The organism is Bacillus sp. JZ34 (assembly GCF_053903205.1).
Genome location: NZ_CP096403.1, coordinates 2,532,512 through 2,557,188, shown reverse-complemented (window position 1 = coordinate 2,557,188; position 24,677 = coordinate 2,532,512). Strand labels below are relative to the sequence as shown.

Here is a 24,677-nt window from a genome sequence, read left to right as displayed (position 1 = left end):
CTTGAGGCTTTTTGACGCAATCTCTTTTGATGCCAAGCCTGCGGCGGATACCGCAACTGCAAAAACGAGCAGGACGCCTCTGGGCGGACTCTTTCAAAATGTGCTCCAAAAGGAAAACAGCTCACTTTCCCCTTTTCAAAAGGGAGAAGAACCTTCTCAGGACACGTCATTGGAAGGGCTTTTGCATGAACTGAAGCAATGGCTTTTAAATAATGAAGGCGGCTCCTTCAATGAAGACTGGTTGAATTCCCTCCAGCATGTTGAAGAGCTGAATCCATCTCCGGATGAACTCGCATTGGCAGAACAGCTGTTACAGCAAATAAAAGAGCTGCTTGAAAATGCCGCTCTGCCTGGACAATCAGGCAAAACAGCTGATGCTATTGAAGCTGTGCCTGCTGACGAAAGCGGGACAGAAGAGCCGAAACTGACTGACCTGCAAATTCTTGGTCAGATTCAGCAGCTGCTCGCTGTGATCGTAAATGAAAATCAACCGGCACTCAAAACTTCACAAATCGCAGAAATATTGAAACAAGCGCCGGAATTTCTCGCCGCTCTTCAGACAAAGGCGGGAACAGAAGGGCTGATTGATGAACTTAAACGCCAATTTTTCACAAAAGATCCGGGTGAGTCGCAGCTTTTGTCCATGTCAAACGCCGAGCTGAAAAGCTTGAAAAGTGTAATGGAGCAGATGATGAACGCAAACGCTGAACCGGATCAAAAAGAGTGGAAAATGGCGGAAAGCGAACTAAAGGCAATGCTCATGAGCAAAAAAACCGATGTCTCTCTTTCTGAGAAGCCGTTGTCCTTTGTTTTGAACGGAAGGGAAATTCAAACTGAAGGAAAGCAAGGCCAAAAGGAACAGCCGATTCAACCCTCTGTACTGGCCAATCATCGGACAGGCGCAGTGCTGATCCAGGGTCTCCAAACTTCGGCGGCAGAGGAATCTTCCGCTCAGCCGAAAAGCTTTTCAGAACAAATTCTCAGCTCATGGAAACAGATGAAGTATACACCGTTCGGCAGATCGACAGGCAGTTTCACGATCCGCCTGAATCCTGAAAATCTTGGCTTTATCACGATCAAACTCGTCAAACAGCACGGGATGTTTTCGAGCAAAATCATCGCATCGACCCAGTCGGCTAAAGAGCTGCTCGAACACAATCTCGCGCATCTTAAACAGGCGCTGCCCAACATGTCTGTACAAATTGACCGCTTCGGTGTACCGCTTCAAAACGGTGATCAGACCTTCGGACAGCTGGCGGACGAACAGAAAAACCAGCAGCAGCCGAAGCAAGATCAGCAAAAAGAGCAGGAAAATGAGGGCTTTCAGGAGTTTTTGGATGATCTTATCGAGACTCGATCACAGGACAGCGAGGAGGAGATCTAATGCCTGACACTTCAATTGATACAAGAACTGCCATAGGGACAACAAACACAAAATCAACGACATCCAATTATTTGTCCGAGGCAAAAAAAGCCGAGAAAGCAGGGAGCGGCTCCAACCTTGGCAAGGATGAATTTTTGAAACTGCTCATGAAACAACTGCAGTACCAAGACCCCTTAAATCCGATGGAAGACCGTGAATTCATTGCGCAAATGGCGACCTTTTCAAGCCTTGAGCAACTAACGAATCTAAACTCAACGATGTCGACGTTTGTCGGACTTCAGGACCCGATGACGATGTATGTCAGCTGGATCGGAAAAGAAGTTACTTATGAAGGCGAAGACAGCGAAGAGAAAACGGCGCTCGTCAAATCAGTTAAAAGCTCAGACGGACAGTATCTGCTTGTCCTTGACGATGGAACCGAAGTCAATCCGTGGAATGTGACGGCGGTAAGCCATTCTGACAAATAAAAACAGATAATTCAGGGAGGAATAATTATGTTACGTTCACTATATTCAGGAATCAGCGGCATGAAAAACTTTCAGACAAAGCTTGATGTCGTGGCAAACAACATTTCGAATGTCAATACGGCAGGCTATAAGAAAAGCCGGGTTACGTTTAAAGATATTGTCAGCCAACAGCTTTCCGGTGCGTCGTCGTCTACTGCAAATCGCGGTTCTGTCAACGGCCAGCAGGTCGGGCTCGGTGCAACGATCGGATCGATCGATATCATTCACACAAACGCAGCGCCTTCAACAACAGGCCGCCAGCTTGACATGACCATTACAGGAGACGGCTACTTCCGAGTTGGAACAGGAGAAGAAGAATACTACACAAGATCCGGAAACTTCTACCTTTCTGATGAAGGTGACCTCGTCACTGTTGATGGGCTGTTCGTCTTAACGGCCAACAACGGAAGAATCAATATCCCGCAAGACGCGCAAAGCTTCAGCATCGCACCTGACGGAACCGTGTCTTATGTCGATCAAAACAACGAGAACCAGACCGCCGGCCAAATCTCGCTTGCGACATTCAGCAACACATCCGGCTTGTCAAAAGCGGGAGACAACCTTTACCGCGAAACATTGAGTTCTGGAGCTCCGCAAGTCGTCGTGCCTGGAGAAGGCGGCTCAGGAAAGATTCAAACGAGTGCGCTTGAAATGTCGAACGTCGACCTTTCAGAAGAGTTTTCCGAAATGATTATCGCGCAGCGCGGTTTCCAGTCCAATGCGAAAATCATTACAACCTCTGATGAAATTCTTCAGGAACTCGTCAATCTGAAGCGATAGGAGGGAAGGAGGCGCCCTCGTAAAGGCGCCTCTTGATAACACATGATCAAAGTTACGCGATTAAACGGACAGCCTTTTATTCTGAACGCGCTATTCATTGAGCAAATTGAATGTTTTCCGGATACGACAATTACGCTGTCAAACGGAAAAAAGTTTGTTGTCAAAGAAGATGAAGATACAGTTGTGGATACAATCGTGTCATTCTATCAAAAAATCCAAATACTTTCTTGTGACCAAAGAATTGAGGAATCTGAATGAATAAAAAACTTCTAGGAATTATGCTGACGATTATTCTGGCAATTGCTGTGTTAGGAACCGCTGCGTTCTTTGTCATTAAGGGAAGCGCAAGTGAAAAAGATCAAACGAAAGAACCTTCGATCGATGAAGTGGTCGAATCATCAGTTGAAGTCGCCGAAATCACGACAAACTTGAAATCGGACAATGTGGTCCGTTTGTCAATCAAGCTTGAAACCGATTCGAAAGAAGCGAAAGAAGAGCTTGAAAAGCGGGATTTCCAAATTAAAGATTCAGTCATCTCCCTTTTGGCAAACACGAACGCAGATGATCTTGAAGGACAAAAAGGAAAAGAAAAATTTAAAGAGCAGCTGAAAGAAAAGCTGAACACGAACTACATGAAAGAGGGAAAAGTGAAAACTGTATACATTACCTCCTTTAATCTGCAGTAGGAACATAGATGACAGAACCATGGAGGTGAAAACAGATGGCAGGAGAAGTACTCTCCCAAAATGAAATCGATGCACTGCTTTCAGCGATATCGACGGGTGAAATGGACGCCGACGAGCTGAAAAAAGAAGAGTCCGTTAAAAAAGTAAAAGTCTATGACTTTAAACGGGCGCTCCGCTTTTCAAAGGATCAGATCCGCAGCTTGACAAGGATTCACGATAACTTTGCAAGGCTGCTAACGACTTATTTCTCGGCTCAGCTGAGAACCTATATCCAGATCTCGGTCAGCTCGGTTGATCAGGTTCCTTATGAGGAATTCATCAGATCCATTCCGAATATGACGATCCTCAATCTGTTTGAGGTTCGCCCTCTTGAAGGAAGAATCATGATGGAGATCAACCCGACCATCGCCTATACGATGATGGACCGGGTGATGGGCGGGATCGGTTCGAGCCACAACAAAATTGACAGCATGACGGAAATTGAGACGAAAATCATGTCCAATTTATTTGAAAGCTGCCTCTCGAATTATAAAGATGCGTGGGAATCCATCACGGAAATCGAGCCGGAAATGTCCGATTTTGAAGTGAATCCGCAGTTTGTGCAAATGGTATCGCCGAATGAGACGGTCGTTGTCATTTCGCTGAACACGCAAATAGGAGACATCAGCGGGGTTATCAACCTGTGCATCCCGCACGTCGTCCTGGAACCGATCATTCCTAAGCTTTCCGTTCACTACTGGATGCAATCAGACAGAATTGAACCAAAACCGGAGGAAACAAAGTCGATAGAAAAGCGGATTATGACGGCGCGAATTCCAATTGTCGCAGAACTCGGATCATCGGAATTAACCATTGAAGAGTTTTTAAATTTAGAAATTGGAGATTGTATCACTTTGGACAAATCAGTAGCAGAACCTCTTACTGTTTTGGTCGGAGATAAACCGAAATTTCTAGCACAAGCCGGCCGAATGAATCGAAAGACTGCGATTCAAATTCTAGATCACGACATAAGAGGTGAAGAATATGGAGAATAACAATAGGTTATCACAGGATGAAATTGATGCGCTGCTTAAAGGCGGCGATGATACGGCTCAAGAGCAGCCGGAATCAGGGTTGTCCCTGATGGAACAGGATACGATCGGGGAAATCGGAAACATTTCCTTTGGGAGCTCTGCAACAGCTTTGTCCACTTTATTGAATCAAAAAGTCGAAATTACAACACCGACTGTTTCGGTGATTGAAAAAAGCCATTTAAATGATGAGTTCCCGCACCCGTATGTTTCAATCGGTGTGAGCTATACGGAAGGTTTTTCAGGAAACAATCTTCTCGTCATCAAGCAGGAAGATGCCGCGATCATCGCTGATTTGATGATGGGTGGAGACGGGACGAACGCAGATCCGTCGCTTGGCGAAATTCATCTAAGTGCCGTTCAGGAAGCGATGAACCAAATGATGGGTTCCGCAGCGACGTCGATGTCCACCGTCTTCAGCAAGAAGATTGATATTTCTCCGCCGGAAGTTGACCTCCTTGATGTGAATGAAGGGGAAGGAACAGAGCAAATTCCGAAAGAGGACCCGCTCGTCAAAGTATCTTTCAGACTGAAAGTCGGAGAACTGATCGATTCGCATATTATGCAGCTTTATCCGCTGACCTTTGCAAAAGACCTGATCGATGAATTAACGAATCAGGACGGCGGAGAAGAGCCTGTGCAGACTGAAGAGGTAAAGCAGCCGCCCGTACAGGAAAACCCGGCGCCTAGTCCGAGTCCGGCACCTGCTCAGACACAAAGACAGGAGCCTGCGCCTAAACGGCAAGGGACGGCAAAAGTTTCAGAGCCTGTGCAGGTGGCACCGGCAGAGTTTCAATCCTTTGCCCCTCAGACTGACGCGCAGCCGCACCTTCAAAACCTTGACATGCTCATGGATATTCCTTTGTCCGTCACAGTCGAGCTGGGGAGGACAAACCGCAGCGTCAAAGAGGTGCTTGAACTGTCAACCGGCAGTATCATTGAGCTTGACAAACTCGCAGGCGAGCCTGTCGACATCCTGGTCAACCAGCGCGTCGTTGCCAAAGGCGAAGTTGTCGTCATCGATGAAAACTTTGGCGTCAGGGTGACAGACATTTTAAGTCAGGCGGAACGAATCAGCAAATTACGATAATAACAGATTGATTGGAGAGATTAATAATGGCTTACAAGATTTTAGTAGTTGATGATGCAGCATTTATGAGAATGATGATTAAAGACATTTTAGTGAAAAACGGCTTTGAAGTCGTCGCAGAAGCGCAAGACGGAGCGCAGGCTGTTGAAAAATATAAAGAGCATTCACCTGATCTTGTCACAATGGATATCACGATGCCGGAAAAAGACGGAATCACGGCTCTTAAAGAAATCAAGGAAATCGATCCGCAGGCAAAAATCATCATGTGTTCGGCAATGGGCCAGCAATCGATGGTTATCGACGCTATTCAGGCGGGAGCGAAAGACTTTATCGTCAAACCGTTCCAGGCTGACCGCGTGATGGAAGCGATCAATAAAACGCTAAGCTAAAGGGTGTACAACTTGTTTAAGAAACCTCTTATTTTCATAGCCGGCCTTTGTCTATTTGCCTTTCTCGTGCTGCCGTATGCTCCGGCTCTCGCAGAGGAATCGGGGGATCAGACCGTTGACCATCTGTTTGAGCAAAAAGGTGCGGGCAAAGAGAAAGAAAAAGCAAAAGACAAAGACAAAACCGAGGAAAAAAGTTCTCTTAAGGAAGAGGCGGAGGCCGAACCCCCGTCTCCTTCCGTTTCCATATTTGATTTTGTGAAAATGATCGGCGCGTTACTGTTCGTCATTTTTCTGATCTACGCTTTGGTCAAATTCATGAATAAACGCAACCGCCTGTTAAAACCCTTCCAGTATGTCGAAAACATCGGCGGAACTTCGCTCGGGCAAAACAAGTCCGTACAGCTGATTAAAGTAGGGAACAGGGTGCTGGTCGTCGGTGTCGGCGAGAATATCCAGCTGCTGAAAGAGATCGATGATGAAAAGGAATATAAAGAAATTCTCACGCAGCATGAAGCTGCGATGAACAGCAAGATTGAATGGCAGAAATGGATGGATCAAGTCAAAGTTCCAGGCGTGCAAAAGCAAAGCGGCACAGCATCTTTTTCCGAGTCGTTAAAAGCACAGCTCGCGGAACTGAAACAAAATCGCGCAGAAGGCAGAAAGAAAGGCCAAAATCAACATGAATGAGTTTATGGATTTATTTAATTCAAGCGATGCGGCAAACGTCAGCGCCAGTGTCCGGCTCTTGCTGCTTTTGACAGTATTTTCGATCGCTCCGGGGATCTTGATCCTGATGACGTGTTTCACAAGGGTTGTCATCGTATTGTCCTTTGTCCGGACATCGCTGGCAACACAGTCAATGCCCCCAAACCAGGTGCTGATCGGACTTGCACTGTTTCTGACATTTTTCATTATGGGGCCGACTTTTTCCGAGATTAATAAAGAAGCGCTGACGCCGTTAATGAACAATAAAATCACCTTGGATGAAGCTTACACAAAAGCGGAAACCCCGATCAAAACCTTTATGAGCAAGCATACAAGACAGAAAGATCTGGCTTTATTTATGAATTACGCAAAGATGGAGACGCCTGAATCCATTAAAGATATTCCGCTTTCAACGATGGTTCCCGCGTTTGTCATCTCGGAATTGAAAACCGCGTTTCAAATGGGATTTATGATATTTATACCGTTTCTGATTATCGATATGGTTGTGGCAAGTGTTTTGATGTCGATGGGGATGATGATGCTTCCGCCGGTCATGATTTCACTGCCGTTTAAGATTTTGCTGTTTGTGCTTGTAGATGGCTGGTATTTAATCGTTAAATCTTTGCTGCAAAGCTTTTAGAGTAGGTGCTAATACATGAATTCAGAATTTGTTATATCGATGGCTGAAAGGGCTGTATACGTTACATTGCTTATCAGCGGGCCGCTTTTGGCGCTCGCTCTTCTCGTCGGGCTGATCGTCAGCGTTTTTCAGGCAACCACCCAAATACAGGAACAGACTCTTGCATTCATTCCGAAAATCGTCGCCGTTTTGGTCGGGCTCGTCATTTTCGGCCCGTGGATGCTGTCGACGATTTTATCATTCGCGACTGAGCTGTTCTCTAATTTAAACCGTTTTGCAGGGTAGTTTTAACATGTCAATAATTGAATCATTTCCAGCCTTTTTACTTGTATTTGTCAGAATCACAGCATTCTATGTAACGGTGCCTCTATTTTCTTATCGGTCAATTCCTGCCGTTCATAAAATAGGTTTTGCATTTTTTCTTGCGCTCGTCAGTTTTCAGGCGATTGAAAAGCCTCCTCAGCTTGATGTTGACGGAGTTTACATGATGTTGGCCATGAAGGAAGCGCTGATCGGGCTTCTGCTTGGGCTGATCGCCTACATGATGATCTCGGCCGTTCAAATCGCCGGATCATTCATCGATTTTCAAATGGGATTTGCGGTGGCGAATGTGATCGATCCCCAGACAGGAGCGCAAAGCCCGCTTGTCGGCCAGTTTTTATATACGTTGGCGCTGCTCCTCATGCTGAGCCTGAATGCGCATCATCTCCTGCTTGACGGGATTTATTACAGCTACCAATACATCCCGGTCGATAAGATGGCGCTGTCGTTTGGAAGCGAAGGATTTGCCGAGTTTATTGCAAAGAGCTTCAACACGATGTTTATAACAGCATTTCAATTGTCTGCGCCTGTTGTGGCTTGTTTGTTTTTAGTCGATCTGGCATTGGGGATTGTGGCGAGAACGGTGCCGCAGCTCAACGTGTTTGTCGTCGGGCTTCCTTTGAAAATCGCAATCACCTTTATCATGCTCATCATCTGCATGGCCGTTATGTTCAGCATGATGCAGCACGTCTTCGAATTTGCCATTCGGACAATGAGAGATCTATTAACTTTGCTTGGGGTGGCATGATGAAGCTGACGTTGGATTTGCAATTTTTCGCAGGTGAAAAAACGGAAAAAGCGACGCCGAAAAAACGGCGGGAAAGCAGAAAAAAAGGACAGGTTGCCAAAAGCGCAGATGTCAATACAGCGATCACGCTTCTTATCGTGTTTTTATCATTTTTATTCATCGGGCCTTTTATGAGAGATCGCCTGCTCGCCCTGATCGAAAAATATTACAAAGAATTGATCACGATGAAGGTGTCAGTCGCCAATATTCCCGGCCTGTTTCAAAGTCTTGTGCTTGAATCTGGCTTCATTATGGCACCGCTTTTGCTGACAGCCGTCGTCTCCGGGGTCTTGAGCAACTATATGCAAGTCGGGTTTTTATTTTCCCCTGAAGCGATCAAGCCTGATTTGAAAAAGCTTGACCCGCTTAAAGGATTCAAGCGGATTTACAGCATCAGAGCGATCGTTGAACTGCTTAAATCGATTTTAAAAATCGTGATTGTCGGCGGCGTGACATTCGCCGTTCTATGGCTGAACTTTGACAAAATTCTCAGAATCCCGGCGCTGTCCGCGGGCGAGGCTTTGTCATATGTCGGCTGGCTCACCTTTTTAATGGGGGTTTCCGCTGCAGTCGCCCTGATTTTTCTCGCGGTGCTCGATTACCTCTATCAAAAATTTGATTATGAAAAAAATATTCGCATGTCAAAACAGGACATTAAAGACGAATACAAAAAAACCGAAGGCGATCCTCTGATTAAGTCGAAGATCAAGCAGAAGCAAAAGGAAATGGCGATGCGCCGCATGATGCAGGATGTGCCAAAAGCGGATGTCATCATCACAAACCCGACCCATTACGCCGTCGCGCTGAAATATGACGAAAACAAAATGGATGCGCCGTTTATCATCGCAAAAGGGGTCGATCTGATGGCTCTGAAAATCAGGCAGATCGCCAAAGAACACGATGTCATGACAGTCGAGAACCGACCTTTGGCGAGGGCGCTTTATGACCAGGTTGAGATCGACCAGGCCGTTCCGGAAGAATTCTTTAAGGCCGTAGCCGAAATCCTGGCGTATGTTTACAAAACAAAGCAAAAAATCTAGTGAATTTTTCAGTTTTAAAAGGAGAGAAACAGCATGTCAGCAAGAGATTTATCAGTTTTATCAGGCGTTGTCCTCATTGTGGCAATGCTTATCATACCCTTTCCACCATGGTTGTTGAGCGTTTTAATTATCGTGAATATTTCTCTTGCGTTAATCGTGCTTCTCACCACAATGAACATGCAAGAACCGCTGCAATTTTCGATATTTCCTTCTTTGCTGCTCCTCTTGACGCTGTTCCGCCTCGGGCTGAATGTATCGACGACACGTTCGATTCTGTCCAACGGAGATGCGGGAAAAGTAGTCGAGACGTTCGGGTCTTTCGTTGTCGGCGGAAACGTTTTGGTCGGTCTCGTTGTCTTTATCATTTTGATCATTATCCAATTTATCGTCATAACGAAAGGGGCGGAACGGGTTTCTGAAGTTGCTGCCAGATTCACGCTCGACGCCATGCCGGGGAAACAGATGAGCATTGATGCCGATTTGAACGCCGGAATGGTGACCGAACAGGAAGCGAAAGTGCGCCGTGAGAAAGTGGCCCGTGAAGCCGACTTCTACGGCGCGATGGACGGTGCGAGCAAATTCGTGAAAGGGGATGCGATCGCAGGGATCATCATCGTCCTCATTAACGTCCTTTTCGGAATTGTCATCGGCATGCTGCAAAAACAAATGAGCATTCAGGAAGCCGCTTCACACTTTACGCTCTTGTCTGTAGGCGACGGGATCGTATCTCAGCTGCCTGCGCTCTTGATCTCAACGGCGACGGGTATCGTCGTCACAAGAGCAGCGTCGGACGGGAACCTCGGACACGATATTACAGGCCAGCTGTTTGCTTATCCAAAGCTTTTGTATGTGACGGCGGGAACGATTTTGCTGCTCGGGATTTTCACACCGATCGGCATTCTCCTGACAGGCCCTCTGGCTCTTCTTCTCGCCATCGGCGGCTATACGCTCTCCAAAGCCGGTGAAGAGAAGGAAAAAGTGGAGGATATCCTTGAGGAAGAAGCTGAAGTGGACGAATTAAAAAGTCCCGAAAGCGTCGTTCATCTGCTCGATATTGATCCGATCGAATTTGAATTCGGCTACGGATTGATTCCGCTTGCAGATGCAAATCAAGGCGGCGACCTTTTAGACAGAATCGTCATGATCAGGCGTCAGCTTGCGCTTGAACTCGGTCTCGTCATTCCGGTCGTCAGAATCAGGGATAACATCGCTCTTCAGCCGAACGAGTACAGGCTCAAAATTAAAGGAAACGAAGTCGCAAAAGGCGAGCTTCTCCTCGATCACTTTTTGGCGATGTCTCCGACAGGCGAAGACGATCAGATCGAAGGAATTGACACGATCGAACCGTCCTTCGGCCTCCCGGCAAAATGGATACCGGAATCTCAGAAAGATCAGGCCGAAATGCTCGGATACACGGTTGTCGATCCGGCTTCAGTCGTGTCGACCCACATTACAGAGCAGGTGAAAAAGCACGCTCATGAACTGATCGGAAGACAGGAAACAAAACAGCTGATCGACCACTTGAAAGAATCTTATCCTGTACTGGTCGAAGAGGTCTCGCCGAATCCGCTGTCTGTCGGTGATATTCAGAAAGTGCTGGCCAAACTTCTGAAAGAAAAAGTATCGATCAGGAACTTGGTGACAATCTTTGAAACACTGGCCGACTACGGAAAGCTGACGACGGATTCAGATATGCTGACCGAGTATGTAAGACAGGCGCTTGCCAAGCAGATCACCGCCCAATATGCGAAGGAAAATGAGACGCTGAAAGTGGTGACATGTTCGGGCCGTGTCGAAAAGGCCGTGGCGGAAGGAATTCAGCAGACTGAACACGGCAACTTTTTATCTCTTGAACCTGCATTATCCGAAAATATCATTCAATCTGTAGCAAGAGAAATCGAACAGCTCTCATTAAGGCAGGAAGTGCCGATCCTTCTATGTTCACCGCCTGTCAGAATGTATGTCAAACAGCTGTTAGAGCGCTATTTCCCTGATCTGCCGGTTCTTTCTTATAACGAACTGGAAGCCAATGTAGAAGTTCAAAGCATCGGAGTGGTGGATATTCAATGAAAATTAAAAAATTTGTAGCTGGTTCTATGCAGGAAGCCACAAAGCAAATTATACAAGAGCTCGGGAATGACGCCGTAATCTTGAATTCTAAAAAAATTCATACGAGAAAATTTCTCGGCTTTGTGAAAAAAGCCGGGGTTGAAGTGATTGCGGTTGTCGACCAGGACTTTTCCGACGCGAGGAAACCGGAGCGGCAAAAGCCAGTTTTACGTGAACAAAGCCCTTCGCCTGTCCCGCAGCCGGACCACCTCGATTTGGCAAGCCAAGTGAAAGAGCTGAAAGAACTGCTGGAAATGCGGCATCATGAGCAGCCGGTTGATGTGCTGCCTGAGCCGCTGAAAAAGGCGGACCAGCTTCTGGCAAAGCAAGGGGTATCGCCGGCCATCCGTACGAAAGCGCTCGGCCGGTTGATCAGCACTTCTTTAAAAAACGGCGAAGAATGGACGGATGAAAAGGCGCTGGCCCACTTAACAGATGCTTTGGCCGATCTTCTTCCGGATAATCGGGAACAGGACGTGGCGATTCATTCCCAATATGTCGTGCTCTTCGGATCGACCGGAGTCGGCAAAACGACGACATTGGCAAAGCTTGCCGCTTCTTCCGTGCTGGAAAAGCAGAAAAAAATCGCTTTTATCACGACGGATACGTACCGGATTGCAGCGGTTGAACAGCTCAGGACATATGCCGAGCTTCTGAATGCGCCGCTCGAGGTGTGCTACACGAAAGAAGAATTTAAAGCGGCCCAGCAAAAGTTCGCCGATTTTGACCACGTCTTCATCGATACGGCGGGCCGGAATTTCAAAGACGGGCAATATGTCAGGGAGCTGAAGGAAATCATTCCGTTTGAGCGTAAGATACAGGCGTTTCTCGTCATGTCCGCGACGAGCAAGTACGAGGATATGAAGGAGCTCATTAAGCAGTTCTCAAGCATTCCGATCGATCAGTTGATATTCACGAAAGTGGATGAAACCGATTCATTGGGAAGCGTCATGAATCTGCTCGCCGAATCGAGAATCGGTCTCGGCTATATGACAAACGGACAAAATGTTCCGGAAGATATCCGCTACTTGTCAAATGCATCATTTGTCAGACTGCTTACGGGGTGTTGAACATGGATCAGGCAGAAAGCTTACGAAGGCGGATGGGGCAGCGCTTCGCCGAACCGCCCGCCCCTGTCGCTCATCCAAAAGCGAAAACGCTCGCTGTTATGAGTGGAAAAGGAGGCGTCGGGAAGTCGAATATATCGCTGAATACGGCTCTCGCCTTCTTGGAAAAAGGAAAGAGCGTGCTGTTGATCGATCTAGATGTCGGAATGGGGAACATCGATATTTTGATCGGCCGGCAATCGCTCTGCACCGTGATGGATCTCCTTCAGCAAAAAATACCGTTTGAGCGCGCCTTGTCAGCAGGTCCGCGTGGCCTTCAATACATTTCGGGCGGAACGGGACTGGATGCGATGTTCGAATTGAACGGGGAAAACTGGGCGTTCTTTCTGAAAGAATTAACGCGGGCTTTGACAAGCTTCGATTATGTCATATTTGATATGGGAGCAGGGCTGTCGAAAGATCAGCTGCCATTCGTCCTGTCAGCGGATGAAATTCTGGTCGTCACCACGCCGGAGCCGACATCGATCATGGACGCTTACAGCGCGATCAAGCATTTGGCATTAACGGGACGCGATCTTCAGCTGAAAGTCGCTGTCAATCGCTGTACAACCCAAAAAGACGGAATTTCCGCCTTTCTCCGCCTTTCCAACACGGTAAACGCTTTTTTACAGCAAAAGCTTGCATATGCAGGGCCGATTCCTGAGGATCCCCTGGTACCAAGAGCCGTTGTGGAGCAGCAGCCGTTTCTGATGAAGAACCCGCGTTCCAAGCCGAGCAGGGCGGTTTACCTGCTGGCAGAATCGCTGCTTGATAACGGCAGAACGGAAATAGGCGAAAACCGGTCCTTTATCGATAAATTATCTTCATTCCTGAGGAGGGGCAATACATTATGATTCGTGTTCTTGTCGTTGACGACTCTGCTTTTATGAGAAACATGATCACCAAGTTTTTAACATCCAATCACGAGATTGCTGTAGCAGGAACGGCAAGAAACGGCGAGGAAGCGCTCCAAAAAATCAAGGAGCTCCGCCCGGATGTGATCACATTGGATATTGAAATGCCTGTGATGAACGGAAAAGAAACATTGAAAAGGATCATGGCGAGCGATCCGCTTCCGGTTGTCATGGTATCGAGTCTGACGCAGCAGGGGGCTGATATCACGATCGAATGTCTTGAGCTGGGGGCGATCGATTTCGTCGCAAAGCCGTCGGGTTCAATTTCAATTGATTTATATAAAGTAAGAGATATGCTGATTGAGAAAGTGTTGACAGCAGGGCGGGTGAAACTGAAAGGCCGGCCTGTTCCGATTTCAAAACCCGCCATCGAGACGGCAAAGCGGCCGCCGGTGAGCGGCAGCGATTCAGTCCGTGTTCGGGCTGGAAAACAGCTCATCTGCATCGGTACATCGACAGGGGGACCGAGAGCGCTGCAAAGAGTGCTTCCCAAGCTTCCCAAAACGTTGAAGGCGCCTGTTTTTGTCGTTCAGCACATGCCAAAGGGGTTTACAGCCTCATTAGCGAACAGGCTGAACCACCTCTCAGAAGTAACCGTGAAGGAGGCTGAAAACGGTGAGAGAGCGAAAGACGGCTGGGTTTACATTGCCCCCGGAGGGAAAAACATGGCAGTCGGCCTTGAAAAGGGCGAATTGGTGATCACGCTCGATGACCGCGACACAGAGAGCCGTCACAAGCCTTCTGTTGACTATTTGTTCCATTCCCTGGCCTCACTTCGGGAGTTTGAAAAAATCGCCGTCATTATGACGGGGATGGGAAGCGACGGAACAGAAGGCGTAAAAGGCCTTTTGAAACATGGAAGCGGAACGGTGATCGCCGAAGCAGCCGAGTCGTCCGTCGTTTTCGGAATGCCGAAATCGGTCATTAACAACGGGCTTGCAAACGACATCAAGCATGTTGATGAGATTGCCGCAGCCATTATGACGTATATGAAAAAAGAGAGGGCGTGACTCATATGGATATGAATCAATATTTAGACGTCTTTATTGAAGAAAGCAGAGAACATTTGCAAACCTGTAACGAAAAATTGCTCGAACTCGAAAAAAATCCGACAGACCTGCAGCTTGTCCATGATATTTTCAGAGCGGCTCATACTTTGAAAGGGATGAGCGCTACGATGGGCTATGAAGATATGGCTCATTTAACGCACAGTCTGGAAAACGTGCTGGACGCGATCCGTAATGAAGAAATGACCATTACGTCAGAGTGGATGGACGTCATGTTTGAAGCGCTCGATGACCTTGAAGCGATTGTCCTTTCGATCATTGAAGGGGGCGACGGCAAAAGAGACGTTTCAGAAGTCTGCGCCAAGCTTGATGTGACAGGCGCAAACAAGGAGGCGGCTGCATCGGCAGAAGCGCCTGAAGCGGCGTCGTCTGAAACGAAATGGGCCTATGACGAATTTCAGCGGACGGTCATCGCCGAAGCTGAGGAACAAGGCTTTAAATGTTACGAAATCAATGTTGCGTTGAAAGAGGACTGCCTGTTGAAGGGCGTTCGGGTGTACATGGTATTTGAACAGCTGAACGAAATCGGCGAAGTCGTCAAAACGATTCCGGAAACGGAAGTTCTCGAGTCGGAAGATTTTGATTCCGAATTCGTCGTGTGCTTTTTAAGCAAACACGGGGAAGAAGAGATTTTCAACAAAATCAACGGCGTATCTGAAATCGAAAAAATTGAAGTAACCGAGCTGAAAAACGATTTTTCGGCACAGGAAGAAGCCGCGCCTGCAGCGCCTGAAAAAGAAACCGCACCGAAAGACGCGGAGAAAACCCCGGCTAAGCAGCCGGACGGCAAAAAAGAAGCGGCGAAACCTGCAGCAGGCGGCGGAACGAAGACGATCCGCGTCAACATCGACCGCCTCGATTCATTAATGAACCTGTTTGAGGAGTTGGTCATTGACAGAGGGCGCTTAGAGCAGATCGCCAAAGAGCTTGAACACGGCGAATTAACAGATACCGTCGAACGGATGACAAGAATTTCAGGCGACCTGCAATCGATCATCCTCAACATGAGAATGGTTCCGGTAGAAACGGTGTTCAACCGCTTCCCGCGCATGGTCCGCCAGCTGACAAAAGAATTAAATAAAAAGATCGAGCTGTCGATTTTCGGGGCGGAAACCGAGCTTGACAGAACGGTAATAGATGAGATCGGCGACCCGCTTGTCCACCTCTTGAGAAACAGCCTTGATCACGGGATCGAGGCGCCTGAAGTCAGGGTGAAAAATGGTAAGCCTGAAACGGGTCAAGTCCGTCTGAAAGCATATCACAGCGGGAACCACGTCTTTATCGAGGTCGAGGATGACGGAGCCGGCATCAACCGCAAAAAGGTGCTTGAAAAAGCGCTTGAACGCAACGTCATTACCGAACGTGACGCCGAAACGATAGAAGATCATGAAATCGACGCACTCATTTTTGCACCGGGATTCTCAACCGCAGATCAAATCTCGGATATTTCAGGACGCGGGGTCGGCTTGGACGTTGTCAAAAGCAAGCTGGAATCTTTGGGCGGTTCTGTCAGCATCAGGTCGAGCGAAGGCGAAGGTTCGCTTTTCTCCATTCAGCTTCCGCTTACACTGTCGATCATATCCGTGCTGCTAGTCAAACTTGAAAACGAAACGTTTGCGATACCGATTTCTTCTATTATAGAAACGGCTGTCATCGATAAGAAAGATATTCTTCAGACGCACGACCGCGAAGTGATCGATTTCAGGGGCCATATCGTACCGGTGGTTTACCTGAAAGAACAGTTTAATGTTGAGGATTCTTCGGATGATCTTGATCAGCTTCACGCCATCGTCGTGAAAAAAGGAGACAAGCTGACGGCATTTGTTGTCGACTCCTTTATCGGCCAGCAGGAAGTCGTACTAAAATCACTCGGCGATTATTTAACAAACGTCTTTGCCATTTCCGGCGCGACGATTTTGGGAGACGGACAAGTAGCCCTGATCATCGACTGCAACGCCCTTATCAAATAGAAAGCGAAAGGAGAGCGATCCTCTTGACCACACAGACTACCACCGGTGAAAAAATGATTGTGTTCAAAGTAAATCATAAAGAGTATGCCATCTCTGTATCCGAAGTGATGTCCATTGAAAAATGGCAGCAGCCAACAAGGGTGCCGGGAGTGGAACCGTATATTTGCGGCGTCATTAATTTGAGAGGTGTTGTTACGCCTGTCATCGATTTAAGAAAGCGGATTGAAGCGCCTGGAGATACGATTACAGATGAAACGAGAATCATCATCATCACCCATCAGGACATTGAAGTCGGCTGGGTGGTGGACGAGGCGAACGATGTCATCACTGTCGAGGAAGAGGAAATTGAATCGGCTCCCGAAACGGTAGGAAAAGACGGCAGGCAATGGATTAAAGGCATCGTCAAGCAAGGGTCCAGACTTCTCAATCTGATTGACTCTGAAGCTGTTTTAAACCGGAAGTCGAGCCTTGCCGCCGCTTCTGAAAATGTGAAGAAATAAGGAGCCTATGATGAGCGTATTTAACGGAATTAGAGAAGAGCATCTTGATATATTGCGGGAAGTCGGGAATATCGGAGCGGGTCATTCCGCTTCTGCCCTGGCTCTATTGCTGAACAGGAAAATCGAAATGGAAGTGCCGTTTGTCAAGCTGATGTCGTTTGATGAGCTTGTCAACCTATTCGGCGGTGCAGACCTTCCTGTCGCAAGCATCTTTTTGCGCATGGAAGGGGATTTTCCCGGTTCTATGTTCGTGATCATGCCTTTTTCAGAGGCCGAGCAGCTGATCAGGGAGCTTGTCGGCAATCCGGAATTCGAGATTGACAGCATGACGCCGAATGATATCGGAGCCTCCGCCCTGCACGAACTCGGGAATATTATGGCGGGATCTTATTTGACCGCTCTCGCTGATTTGACAAACCGGCAAATGTACCCGAGCGTCCCTGAACTGACGCTTGATATGTTCGGAGCCGTCATCAGCGAAGGGCTGATCGAGCTCAGCCAAGTTGGAGACCAGGTTATCGTGATCGACAACTCCATTTTTGACGAGGAGCACAACCGGAAAGTAAAAGCGCATTTGTTCCTTCTGCCGGACTATGATTCTTTTGAAAAGCTCTTTCATGCATTGGGTGCAGCTCTATGAAAATCTTAGAAAAAGAAACATCGATTATCAGAGTGGGAATTGCCGATGTGAAAATAGTCCGCACTCCCGACAAGATCAGGACATCGGGTCTCGGTTCGTGCGTCGGACTCGTGCTCTATGATTTGGAAGCGAAGACGGCCGGTCTCGTCCACGTCATGCTTCCCGACTCTTCCTTATCCAAGACACCGGACATCAATGTGGCAAAGTACGCGGACACAGCTGTCGAAGCGACGGTCAAGATGCTGCTTGAAGCCGGGTGCCGAAAATACGCTTTGAAAGCGAAAATGGCCGGAGGAGCCGAAATGTTTAAATTTAAGATGACAAATGATTTGATGAAAGTCGGGCCAAGAAATGTGCTTGCGATTAAAAAACATCTATCTCTCTTAAACATTCCGATTGTAAGCGAGGATACAGGCGGAAACAGCGGAAGAACGATCGAGTTCGATCCGCAGTCAGCCGAACTTGTCATCCGGACAGTTAAACAAGGTGTAACGATGATTTAATATGCAATATAGGGGGATAAAGATGCAATCCTTGAACTATGAAGATCAGATGCTTTGGTCGCGGTGGAAAGAATGGAAAGATCCTCAGGCAGGCGATGATTTAATCCGCCGCTATATGCCGCTTGTGACATATCATGTCGGCCGGATAGCCGTCGGCTTGCCCAAGTCCGTTCATAAAGACGATTTGGTCAGCCTTGGCATGCTGGGTTTGTATGACGCCCTTGAAAAATTTGATCCGGGAAGGGATTTGAAGTTTGATACATACGCTTCCTTCAGAATCAGAGGCGCTATTATCGATGGCCTTCGCAAAGAAGACTGGCTTCCGAGAACATCCCGTGAAAAAACGAAGAAAGTGGAAGCTGCGATCGAAAAGCTCGAACAGCGCTACTTAAGAAATGTTTCGCCGAGCGAAATCGCCGCTGAGCTGGGAATGAGCGAGCAAGACGTCGTGACCACAATCAATGAAGGTTTCTTTGCGAATCTCCTTTCAATTGATGAGAAGCTTCACGACCATGAAGACGGGGAGAACGTCCAGGTGATGATCAGGGACGACAAAACGAGCACGCCGGAAGAAAAAATGCTCAAAGACGAACTGATCTCCCAGCTTGCGGAAAAAATAAACGAGCTTTCAGAAAAAGAACAGCTCGTGATCAGCTTATTCTATAAAGAAGAGCTGACCCTAACGGAAATCGGACAGGTTTTGAATTTGTCGACTTCCCGCATTTCACAGATTCACTCCAAGGCGCTTTTGAAACTGAAGCATCTGCTGGATAAAGTGGTACAATAACATGTAAGCTGCCGGCATGAAACCGGCAGCATTTTTTAAGCGTCCGACAGGGAAGTCTTTTTTTGATTAAATTTCATGGTTAGCGAGTGAAAAATATGTCAACAATATTATGGCTTGTGAGCTTTACGCTCCACGGTATATTGATTTATTTCGTCATCATTCTGAATGCGAGGCTCAGCGCTTTTAAGGCGGCGGAGAAAGAGCAAAAACAGCTTTTGGAAGAAACCGAGAATACATTGACCGCTTTTTTGATGGAGCTAAAAGACGAAAATGAAAAACTCGTTCGCGAGATTCGGGCGAATGCCGAAGAAGAGCCGCAAAGAGTGCAAACACAGCCTGACATTCCTGCTCAAACCCCCGCCCTTCCGGAAGCGGACGAATCGCGCGATCTGCCGCTTCACATCGAAGCGATGATCAATGAGGTGGAGCAGGAAGAGGATGAGCTCAATCAAAAAGAGCAGGAATCCGTATCCTATGAAGAAGAAGCTCTCGCATTATATGAAAAGGGGCTCTCTCCGGAGGAAATCGCAAGACAGCTGAAAAGCGGGAAAACAGAAATCGAGCTTTTCTTAAAATTTCGCGGAAAGCTGAAAAACGATTCTTGATTGTCGAGAAAGCTTATGTTATATTATTTCTTGGTGTTAATTACACACGCTTAACGATTTATGCAAGCGGTGCTGTGCGGTTCTCGCGTGCAGTCCTGCATAAAAATGACCTAAGCGGAGGAAAAAAACCATTATATTAGGAGGAAATAACACATGTCAGTCATTTCTATGAAGCAATTGCTTGAAGCTGGTGTTCACTTCGGCCACCAAACGCGCCGCTGGAACCCAAAAATGAAGCGTTACATCTTCACGGAGCGTAACGGAATCTACATCATCGATCTTCAAAAAACAGTCAAAAAAGTTGAAGAAGCATACAACTTCACGAAAAACCTTGCAGCTGACGGAGGAAAAATCCTTTTCGTCGGTACGAAAAAGCAAGCTCAAGACTCTGTTAAAGAAGAAGCGGAACGTTCTGGAATGTACTATGTCAACCAACGTTGGCTTGGCGGTACGTTAACAAACTTTGAAACGATCCAAAAGCGTATCAAACGCCTTAAAGATATCGAAAAAATGCAGGAAAACGGCACATTTGACGTACTTCCTAAAAAAGAAGTCGTTCAATTGAAAAAAGAATTAGAGCGTCTTGAAAAATTCCTCGGCGGAATCAAAGAAATGAAAGAGCTTCCTGACGCACTGTTCATCATCGATCCTCGCAAAGAGCGCATCGCGGTTGCAGAAGCGCGCAAGCTGAACATTCCGATCATCGGAATCGTTGACACAAACTGTGATCCTGATGAAATCGATGTTGTCATCCCTGCGAACGATGACGCCATCCGCGCTGTTAAATTGCTGACTTCTAAAATGGCAGATGCCATCCTTGAAGCAAAACAAGGTGAAGAAGTAGCTGAAACAGAAGCGAAAGAAGCAGAAACAACTGAAACAACAACTGCTTAACCTGGTCAAAAGGTGATAAGGGGGTCTGCCTTTTATCACCTTTTTTTTCACCAGATCAACACTTACATATTTTGTTTGATATATAAGGAGGAAATCAAAAATGGCAATTACTGCACAAATGGTAAAAGAGCTTCGTGAAAAAACTGGCGCAGGCATGATGGACTGCAAGAAAGCGTTAACTGAAACTGACGGCAACATGGATAAAGCGATCGATCTTCTAAGAGAAAAAGGAATCGCAAAGGCTGCCAAAAAAGCTGACCGCATCGCGGCTGAAGGTTTGACTTTGATCAAAACCGACGGCAACACAGGCGTTATTCTTGAAGTGAACTCCGAAACGGACTTCGTTGCGAAAAACGAAGGCTTCAAAGAGCTTTTGAACGACCTTGCTGACCACATTCTTGCTGAAAAGCCTGAAAGCGTTGAAGCTGCTATGGCTCAAAAAATGGCTAACGGTTCAACTGTAGAAGAATACATCACAAGCGCGGTTGCTAAAATCGGAGAAAAAATCACGCTTCGCCGCTTCACTGTCCTGACAAAAGGCGATGACGCTGCATTCGGCGCATACCTGCACATGGGCGGAAAAATCGGCGTATTGACTGTCCTTAACGGCACAACTGACGAAGAAACAGCAAGAGACATCGCGATGCACGTTGCAGCTGTAAACCCTCGCTTCATTTCCCGTGACCAAGTGTCAGAAGAAGAAGCGAACCGCGAGCGCGAAATCTTGACTCAGCAGGCGCTTCAAGAAGGAAAGCCTGAAAACATCGTCGCAAAAATGGTTGAAGGCCGCCTGAACAAATACTTCGAAGAAATCTGCCTGCTTGATCAAGCATTCGTTAAAAACCCGGATGAAAAAGTGAAACAGGTCGTTGCTGCGAAAAATGCAACAGTTGAAACATTCGTCCGCTACGAAGTTGGAGAAGGTATCGAAAAACGCCAAGAAAACTTTGCTGAAGAAGTTATGAACCAAGTGAAAAAATAAGATTGAAAAGCCGCTTGCCTTAAAACACACGGCAGGATCTTTTCAAAGAAAATAGGGGACACAATTTGTGTCCCTATTTTTAAAACAGTTTACAAACCTTTTTTTCTCTTGCATAATAAATAACGGCAAGCATGCACTTGGAGGTTATTATGGAAAAACCAAAGTATAATCGTATCGTATTAAAGCTTAGCGGAGAAGCCCTTGCGGGTGAACAGGGAAACGGCATCAACCCGACCGTGATCCAGTCCATCGCCAAACAGGTGAAAGAAATCGCCGAGCTTGATGTTGAAGTGGCGGTCGTCGTCGGCGGCGGCAACCTGTGGCGCGGAAAAACGGGCAGCGATCTCGGAATGGACCGCGCAACAGCGGACTACATGGGAATGCTTGCAACGGTCATGAATTCCCTTGCGCTGCAAGACAGCCTTGAAACGCTCGGCATTCAATCAAGAGTTCAGACATCCATCGAAATGCGGCAGGTCGCTGAGCCATACATAAGAAGAAAAGCGATTCGCCATCTTGAAAAGAAGCGCGTCGTCATCTTCGCTGCCGGTACAGGCAATCCATACTTCTCAACGGATACGACAGCAGCGCTCAGAGCGGCTGAAATCGAAGCCGACGTCATCTTAATGGCTAAAAATAATGTCGACGGTGTATACAATGCCGATCCTCGAACTGACGAAACAGCCGTAAAATATGAAAAATTGTCTTATCTCGATGTGTTAAAAGACGGTTTGGCCGTCATGGATTCAACCGCCTCTTCACTTTGCATGGATAACGACATCCCGCTGATCGTCTTTTCTATTATGGAAGAAGGAAATATTAAAAAAGCCGTTTTAGGCGAACAAATCGGTACAATCGTAAGGGGGAAATAACGTGTCAACTCAAGTGATGAATGAAACAAAAGAACGGATGGAAAAAGCGATAGGCGCTTATCAGCGCGAATTGGCGACTGTACGTGCAGGACGTGCAAATCCGTCTTTGCTGGACAAAGTGACAGTTGAATACTACGGAGCGCAGACGCCTTTAAACCAGATCGCGTCCATTACGGTTCCGGAAGCGCGCATGCTTCTCATCACACCGTATGACAAAACAGCGCTCGGCGATATTGAAAAAGCGATTCAAAAAGCCGACCTCGGCATAACTCCATCAAACGACGGCAACATCATCCGGATCACGATCCCTCCTCTAACTGAGGAGCGCAGAAAAGAGCTTGCCAAGCTCGTGAAAAAATATTCGGAAGATGCTAAAGTCGCGGTTCGCAACATCCGCCGCGATGCCAATGACGATCTGAAAAAACTAGAGAAAAATGGTGAAATGACTGAGGATGAATTGCGCTCTTCAACGGAAGACGTACAAAAGCTGACAGATGAATATGTGTCAAAAATTGATGAGATCACAAAAGATAAAGAGAAAGAAATCATGGAAGTTTAATGAAAAACTCTGTACAATAGATAATAGTGAAAAGACCCTCTCATGTTTACAGGGGGTTTTTTTGTTAATACTGTTGTTATCAAGAACGATATAACAGGAAAGCAACCTTTTGGGTGATGGAGGACTCTCATGCTCAATATACTCAAAAATTGGAAGAATCAGCATTCAGCTGCTTCCAACATGGAATGTTACACAAAAGAAAATATTTTAAAAGGAGAAATTCCTGAACATATCGCCATTATTATGGACGGAAACGGCCGTTGGGCAAAGAAACGGGCGATGCCCCGCATCGCGGGTCATCACGAAGGCATGAAGGTAGTCAGACAGACGACAAAGCTTGCCAATGAGCTCGGTGTCAAAGCGTTGACGCTGTATGCCTTTTCGACGGAAAATTGGAAGCGTCCTAAGTTTGAGGTTGACTTTCTGATGAAGCTGCCTGAAGAGTTCCTGGGAACGTATCTCCCGGAGCTGGTCGAAGAAAATGTCCGGGTCCGCTTGACAGGCGATAGGGAAGGACTGCCGCCCCACACGATCCGCGCGGTTGAAAAAGCAATCCGTGATACGGAGAACAATGACGGACTTATTCTTAATTTTGCATTGAATTACGGGGGACGTGCAGAAATCGTCAGAGCCGCAAAGAGAATTGCCGAAGAAGCGAAAAAAGGCACATTGAATACCGAGGAAATCGACGAAAAGCTATTTTCCGATTATTTAATGACAGAAGCTTTGCAGGACCCTGATTTGCTGATTCGCACAAGCGGCGAGATCAGGCTGAGCAACTTCATGCTTTGGCAGCTTGCCTACAGCGAATTTTTATTTACCGATGTATTGTGGCCTGATTTTAAAGACGTTCACTTGCTTCAGGCTATCGGAGAATATCAGCGTCGCGGGAGAAGGTTTGGCGGAATTTAGAGGATGGTGCAGATGAAACAGAGAATATTGACGGGTGTGATCGCGGCAGCGGTTTTTCTGCCGCTCGTGATTTTCGGCAAGCTGCCGTTCACCCTGCTAGTTTATGCAATAGGTATACTCGCTCTATTTGAACTTTTAAGAATGAAAGGCCTGAAGCTTATCAGCGCTCCGGGTATCATCAGCCTGCTGCTTTTGGCGGTTTTGCTGTATCCAAGCCAATATGCGGAAGACGCGGGGCTGGGCATAACCAAAGGGGAGGTCGTCTTTTTGGCCGTCCTTTTGCTTTTGGCATACACGGTGCTCAGCAAAAACTCGTTTACTTTTGACGAAGCGGCATTCGTGGCGCTGGCAGCAGTTTATATCGGATTCGGGTTTTATTACTTTATTGAAATCAGAAACATCGGACTCAGCTATGTCTTTTTTGCAATCGGTGTCGTCTGGTCAACGGATTCCGGCGCTTATTTTATCGGAAAGGCGTTTGGAAAGCGGAAGCTCTGGCCTGAAATCAGCCCTAACAAAACGGTTGAAGGCTTTTGGGGCGGGATTTTGACAGCGGTCGTTTTTTCCGCGATTTATCAGGCTGCCACAGGTTTTCCGCACGCTTATCTGTTTGTGCTGATCATTACCGTGCTTTTATCAATCGTCGGTCAGATCGGCGATTTGGCCGAGTCTGCGTTCAAAAGACACTACAAAGTGAAAGACTCGGGCCGGATCCTTCCGGGACACGGCGGAATGCTGGACCGCTTTGACAGCTTTTTATTTGTCATGCCGGTTCTATACTTCCTGCTTGTTCTTTTTCAGCCGTTCGGGCTATGATAGAAAAGGGTACTGATAGCTAGAAAGAAACAGAGGTGCGGCA

General features: G+C 47.1%; 29 protein-coding genes. All 29 read left to right on the top strand.

The window, feature by feature from the left end:
• Position 1: 1 nt before the first annotated feature.
• The 29 genes from M1D90_RS12860 to M1D90_RS12720 all read left to right on the top strand — a co-directional run bounded on the left by M1D90_RS12860 (position 2) and on the right by M1D90_RS12720 (position 24,634).
• The gene (locus tag M1D90_RS12860) at positions 2 to 1,384 is read left to right on the top strand and encodes a flagellar hook-length control protein FliK (protein ID WP_195536291.1); all 1,383 of its coding nucleotides are present in this window, start codon (positions 2 to 4) and stop codon (positions 1,382 to 1,384) included.
• Complete coding sequence (gene flgD / locus M1D90_RS12855) at positions 1,384 to 1,851, top strand: flagellar hook assembly protein FlgD (RefSeq protein ID WP_144497632.1); 468 nt, start codon at positions 1,384 to 1,386, stop codon at positions 1,849 to 1,851. The genes M1D90_RS12860 and flgD overlap by 1 nt, the downstream gene beginning before the upstream one ends.
• Positions 1,852 to 1,878: 27 nt before the next feature.
• Positions 1,879 to 2,670: a flagellar basal body rod protein FlgG gene (gene flgG, locus M1D90_RS12850; RefSeq protein ID WP_075752825.1), complete on the top strand. Its 792-nt coding sequence runs from the start codon at positions 1,879 to 1,881 to the stop codon at positions 2,668 to 2,670.
• Between the two features lie 42 nt (positions 2,671 to 2,712).
• On the top strand, positions 2,713 to 2,928 hold the full coding sequence (locus M1D90_RS12845) for a flagellar FlbD family protein (RefSeq protein ID WP_003181786.1): 216 nt from the start codon (positions 2,713 to 2,715) through the stop codon (positions 2,926 to 2,928).
• Entirely contained in the window at positions 2,925 to 3,356 is a 432-nt protein-coding gene (fliL, locus tag M1D90_RS12840; RefSeq protein WP_020451399.1) for a flagellar basal body-associated protein FliL, read from the top strand. The genes M1D90_RS12845 and fliL overlap by 4 nt, the downstream gene beginning before the upstream one ends.
• A gap of 35 nt (positions 3,357 to 3,391) precedes the next feature.
• Entirely contained in the window at positions 3,392 to 4,390 is a 999-nt protein-coding gene (gene fliM / locus M1D90_RS12835; protein ID WP_020451400.1) for a flagellar motor switch protein FliM, read from the top strand.
• The gene (fliY, locus tag M1D90_RS12830) at positions 4,380 to 5,516 is read left to right on the top strand and encodes a flagellar motor switch phosphatase FliY (protein WP_020451401.1); all 1,137 of its coding nucleotides are present in this window, start codon (positions 4,380 to 4,382) and stop codon (positions 5,514 to 5,516) included. The genes fliM and fliY overlap by 11 nt, the downstream gene beginning before the upstream one ends.
• Positions 5,517 to 5,542: 26 nt before the next feature.
• The gene (locus tag M1D90_RS12825) at positions 5,543 to 5,905 is read left to right on the top strand and encodes a response regulator (RefSeq protein WP_003181796.1); all 363 of its coding nucleotides are present in this window, start codon (positions 5,543 to 5,545) and stop codon (positions 5,903 to 5,905) included.
• Positions 5,906 to 5,917: 12 nt separating this feature from the next.
• Complete coding sequence (gene fliZ, locus M1D90_RS12820; protein ID WP_025811387.1) at positions 5,918 to 6,592, top strand: flagella biosynthesis regulatory protein FliZ; 675 nt, start codon at positions 5,918 to 5,920, stop codon at positions 6,590 to 6,592.
• Positions 6,585 to 7,250 (top strand): flagellar type III secretion system pore protein FliP, encoded by a 666-nt coding sequence (gene fliP / locus M1D90_RS12815; RefSeq protein ID WP_020451403.1) that lies wholly within the window; start codon positions 6,585 to 6,587, stop codon positions 7,248 to 7,250. Before fliZ ends, fliP begins: the two co-directional genes overlap by 8 nt.
• A 15-nt stretch (positions 7,251 to 7,265) precedes the next feature.
• Entirely contained in the window at positions 7,266 to 7,535 is a 270-nt protein-coding gene (gene fliQ / locus M1D90_RS12810) for a flagellar biosynthesis protein FliQ (RefSeq protein WP_020451404.1), read from the top strand.
• A 7-nt stretch (positions 7,536 to 7,542) separates the two neighbouring features.
• The gene (fliR, locus tag M1D90_RS12805) at positions 7,543 to 8,319 is read left to right on the top strand and encodes a flagellar biosynthetic protein FliR (RefSeq protein WP_020451405.1); all 777 of its coding nucleotides are present in this window, start codon (positions 7,543 to 7,545) and stop codon (positions 8,317 to 8,319) included.
• Positions 8,319 to 9,398, top strand: coding sequence for a flagellar biosynthesis protein FlhB (flhB, locus tag M1D90_RS12800; protein ID WP_161517518.1), 1,080 nt, complete (start codon positions 8,319 to 8,321; stop codon positions 9,396 to 9,398). The genes fliR and flhB overlap by 1 nt, the downstream gene beginning before the upstream one ends.
• Before the next feature lie 33 nt (positions 9,399 to 9,431).
• Positions 9,432 to 11,468, top strand: coding sequence for a flagellar biosynthesis protein FlhA (flhA, locus tag M1D90_RS12795; RefSeq protein WP_020451407.1), 2,037 nt, complete (start codon positions 9,432 to 9,434; stop codon positions 11,466 to 11,468).
• The gene (gene flhF / locus M1D90_RS12790) at positions 11,465 to 12,577 is read left to right on the top strand and encodes a flagellar biosynthesis protein FlhF (RefSeq protein ID WP_020451408.1); all 1,113 of its coding nucleotides are present in this window, start codon (positions 11,465 to 11,467) and stop codon (positions 12,575 to 12,577) included. Before flhA ends, flhF begins: the two co-directional genes overlap by 4 nt.
• Before the next feature lie 2 nt (positions 12,578 to 12,579).
• Positions 12,580 to 13,467 (top strand): MinD/ParA family protein, encoded by an 888-nt coding sequence (locus M1D90_RS12785; protein ID WP_026579734.1) that lies wholly within the window; start codon positions 12,580 to 12,582, stop codon positions 13,465 to 13,467.
• Positions 13,464 to 14,537: a protein-glutamate methylesterase/protein-glutamine glutaminase gene (locus tag M1D90_RS12780; protein ID WP_020451410.1), complete on the top strand. Its 1,074-nt coding sequence runs from the start codon at positions 13,464 to 13,466 to the stop codon at positions 14,535 to 14,537. The genes M1D90_RS12785 and M1D90_RS12780 overlap by 4 nt, the downstream gene beginning before the upstream one ends.
• Before the next feature lie 5 nt (positions 14,538 to 14,542).
• Positions 14,543 to 16,564 (top strand): chemotaxis protein CheA, encoded by a 2,022-nt coding sequence (locus M1D90_RS12775; protein ID WP_095290479.1) that lies wholly within the window; start codon positions 14,543 to 14,545, stop codon positions 16,562 to 16,564.
• Positions 16,565 to 16,587: 23 nt separating this feature from the next.
• Positions 16,588 to 17,064 carry a chemotaxis protein CheW gene (locus M1D90_RS12770; protein ID WP_003181816.1) on the top strand — a complete coding sequence of 159 codons (477 nt, stop codon included), beginning with the start codon at positions 16,588 to 16,590 and terminating at the stop codon, positions 17,062 to 17,064.
• Between the two features lie 10 nt (positions 17,065 to 17,074).
• Complete coding sequence (locus tag M1D90_RS12765) at positions 17,075 to 17,704, top strand: chemotaxis protein CheC (RefSeq protein ID WP_003181818.1); 630 nt, start codon at positions 17,075 to 17,077, stop codon at positions 17,702 to 17,704.
• Complete coding sequence (locus tag M1D90_RS12760) at positions 17,701 to 18,207, top strand: chemotaxis protein CheD (RefSeq protein ID WP_026579732.1); 507 nt, start codon at positions 17,701 to 17,703, stop codon at positions 18,205 to 18,207. The genes M1D90_RS12765 and M1D90_RS12760 overlap by 4 nt, the downstream gene beginning before the upstream one ends.
• 22 nt (positions 18,208 to 18,229) lie before the next feature.
• Complete coding sequence (locus M1D90_RS12755) at positions 18,230 to 18,994, top strand: FliA/WhiG family RNA polymerase sigma factor (protein WP_003181822.1); 765 nt, start codon at positions 18,230 to 18,232, stop codon at positions 18,992 to 18,994.
• Positions 18,995 to 19,089: 95 nt separating this feature from the next.
• Positions 19,090 to 19,599: a DUF6115 domain-containing protein gene (locus M1D90_RS12750; protein ID WP_023857198.1), complete on the top strand. Its 510-nt coding sequence runs from the start codon at positions 19,090 to 19,092 to the stop codon at positions 19,597 to 19,599.
• Positions 19,600 to 19,752: 153 nt separating this feature from the next.
• A complete protein-coding gene (rpsB, locus tag M1D90_RS12745; protein WP_020451414.1) occupies positions 19,753 to 20,493 on the top strand; it encodes a 30S ribosomal protein S2 in 741 nt (246 codons plus the stop codon).
• A gap of 100 nt (positions 20,494 to 20,593) precedes the next feature.
• Positions 20,594 to 21,475, top strand: coding sequence for a translation elongation factor Ts (tsf, locus tag M1D90_RS12740; RefSeq protein ID WP_020451415.1), 882 nt, complete (start codon positions 20,594 to 20,596; stop codon positions 21,473 to 21,475).
• Between the two features lie 149 nt (positions 21,476 to 21,624).
• Entirely contained in the window at positions 21,625 to 22,347 is a 723-nt protein-coding gene (pyrH, locus tag M1D90_RS12735) for a UMP kinase (RefSeq protein ID WP_020451416.1), read from the top strand.
• 16 nt (positions 22,348 to 22,363) lie between these two features.
• The gene (gene frr, locus M1D90_RS12730; protein ID WP_154495759.1) at positions 22,364 to 22,906 is read left to right on the top strand and encodes a ribosome recycling factor; all 543 of its coding nucleotides are present in this window, start codon (positions 22,364 to 22,366) and stop codon (positions 22,904 to 22,906) included.
• Positions 22,907 to 23,035: 129 nt separating this feature from the next.
• On the top strand, positions 23,036 to 23,818 hold the full coding sequence (locus M1D90_RS12725; protein ID WP_020451418.1) for an isoprenyl transferase: 783 nt from the start codon (positions 23,036 to 23,038) through the stop codon (positions 23,816 to 23,818).
• Between the two features lie 12 nt (positions 23,819 to 23,830).
• Entirely contained in the window at positions 23,831 to 24,634 is an 804-nt protein-coding gene (locus M1D90_RS12720) for a phosphatidate cytidylyltransferase (protein ID WP_020451419.1), read from the top strand.
• Positions 24,635 to 24,677: the final 43 nt, after the last annotated feature.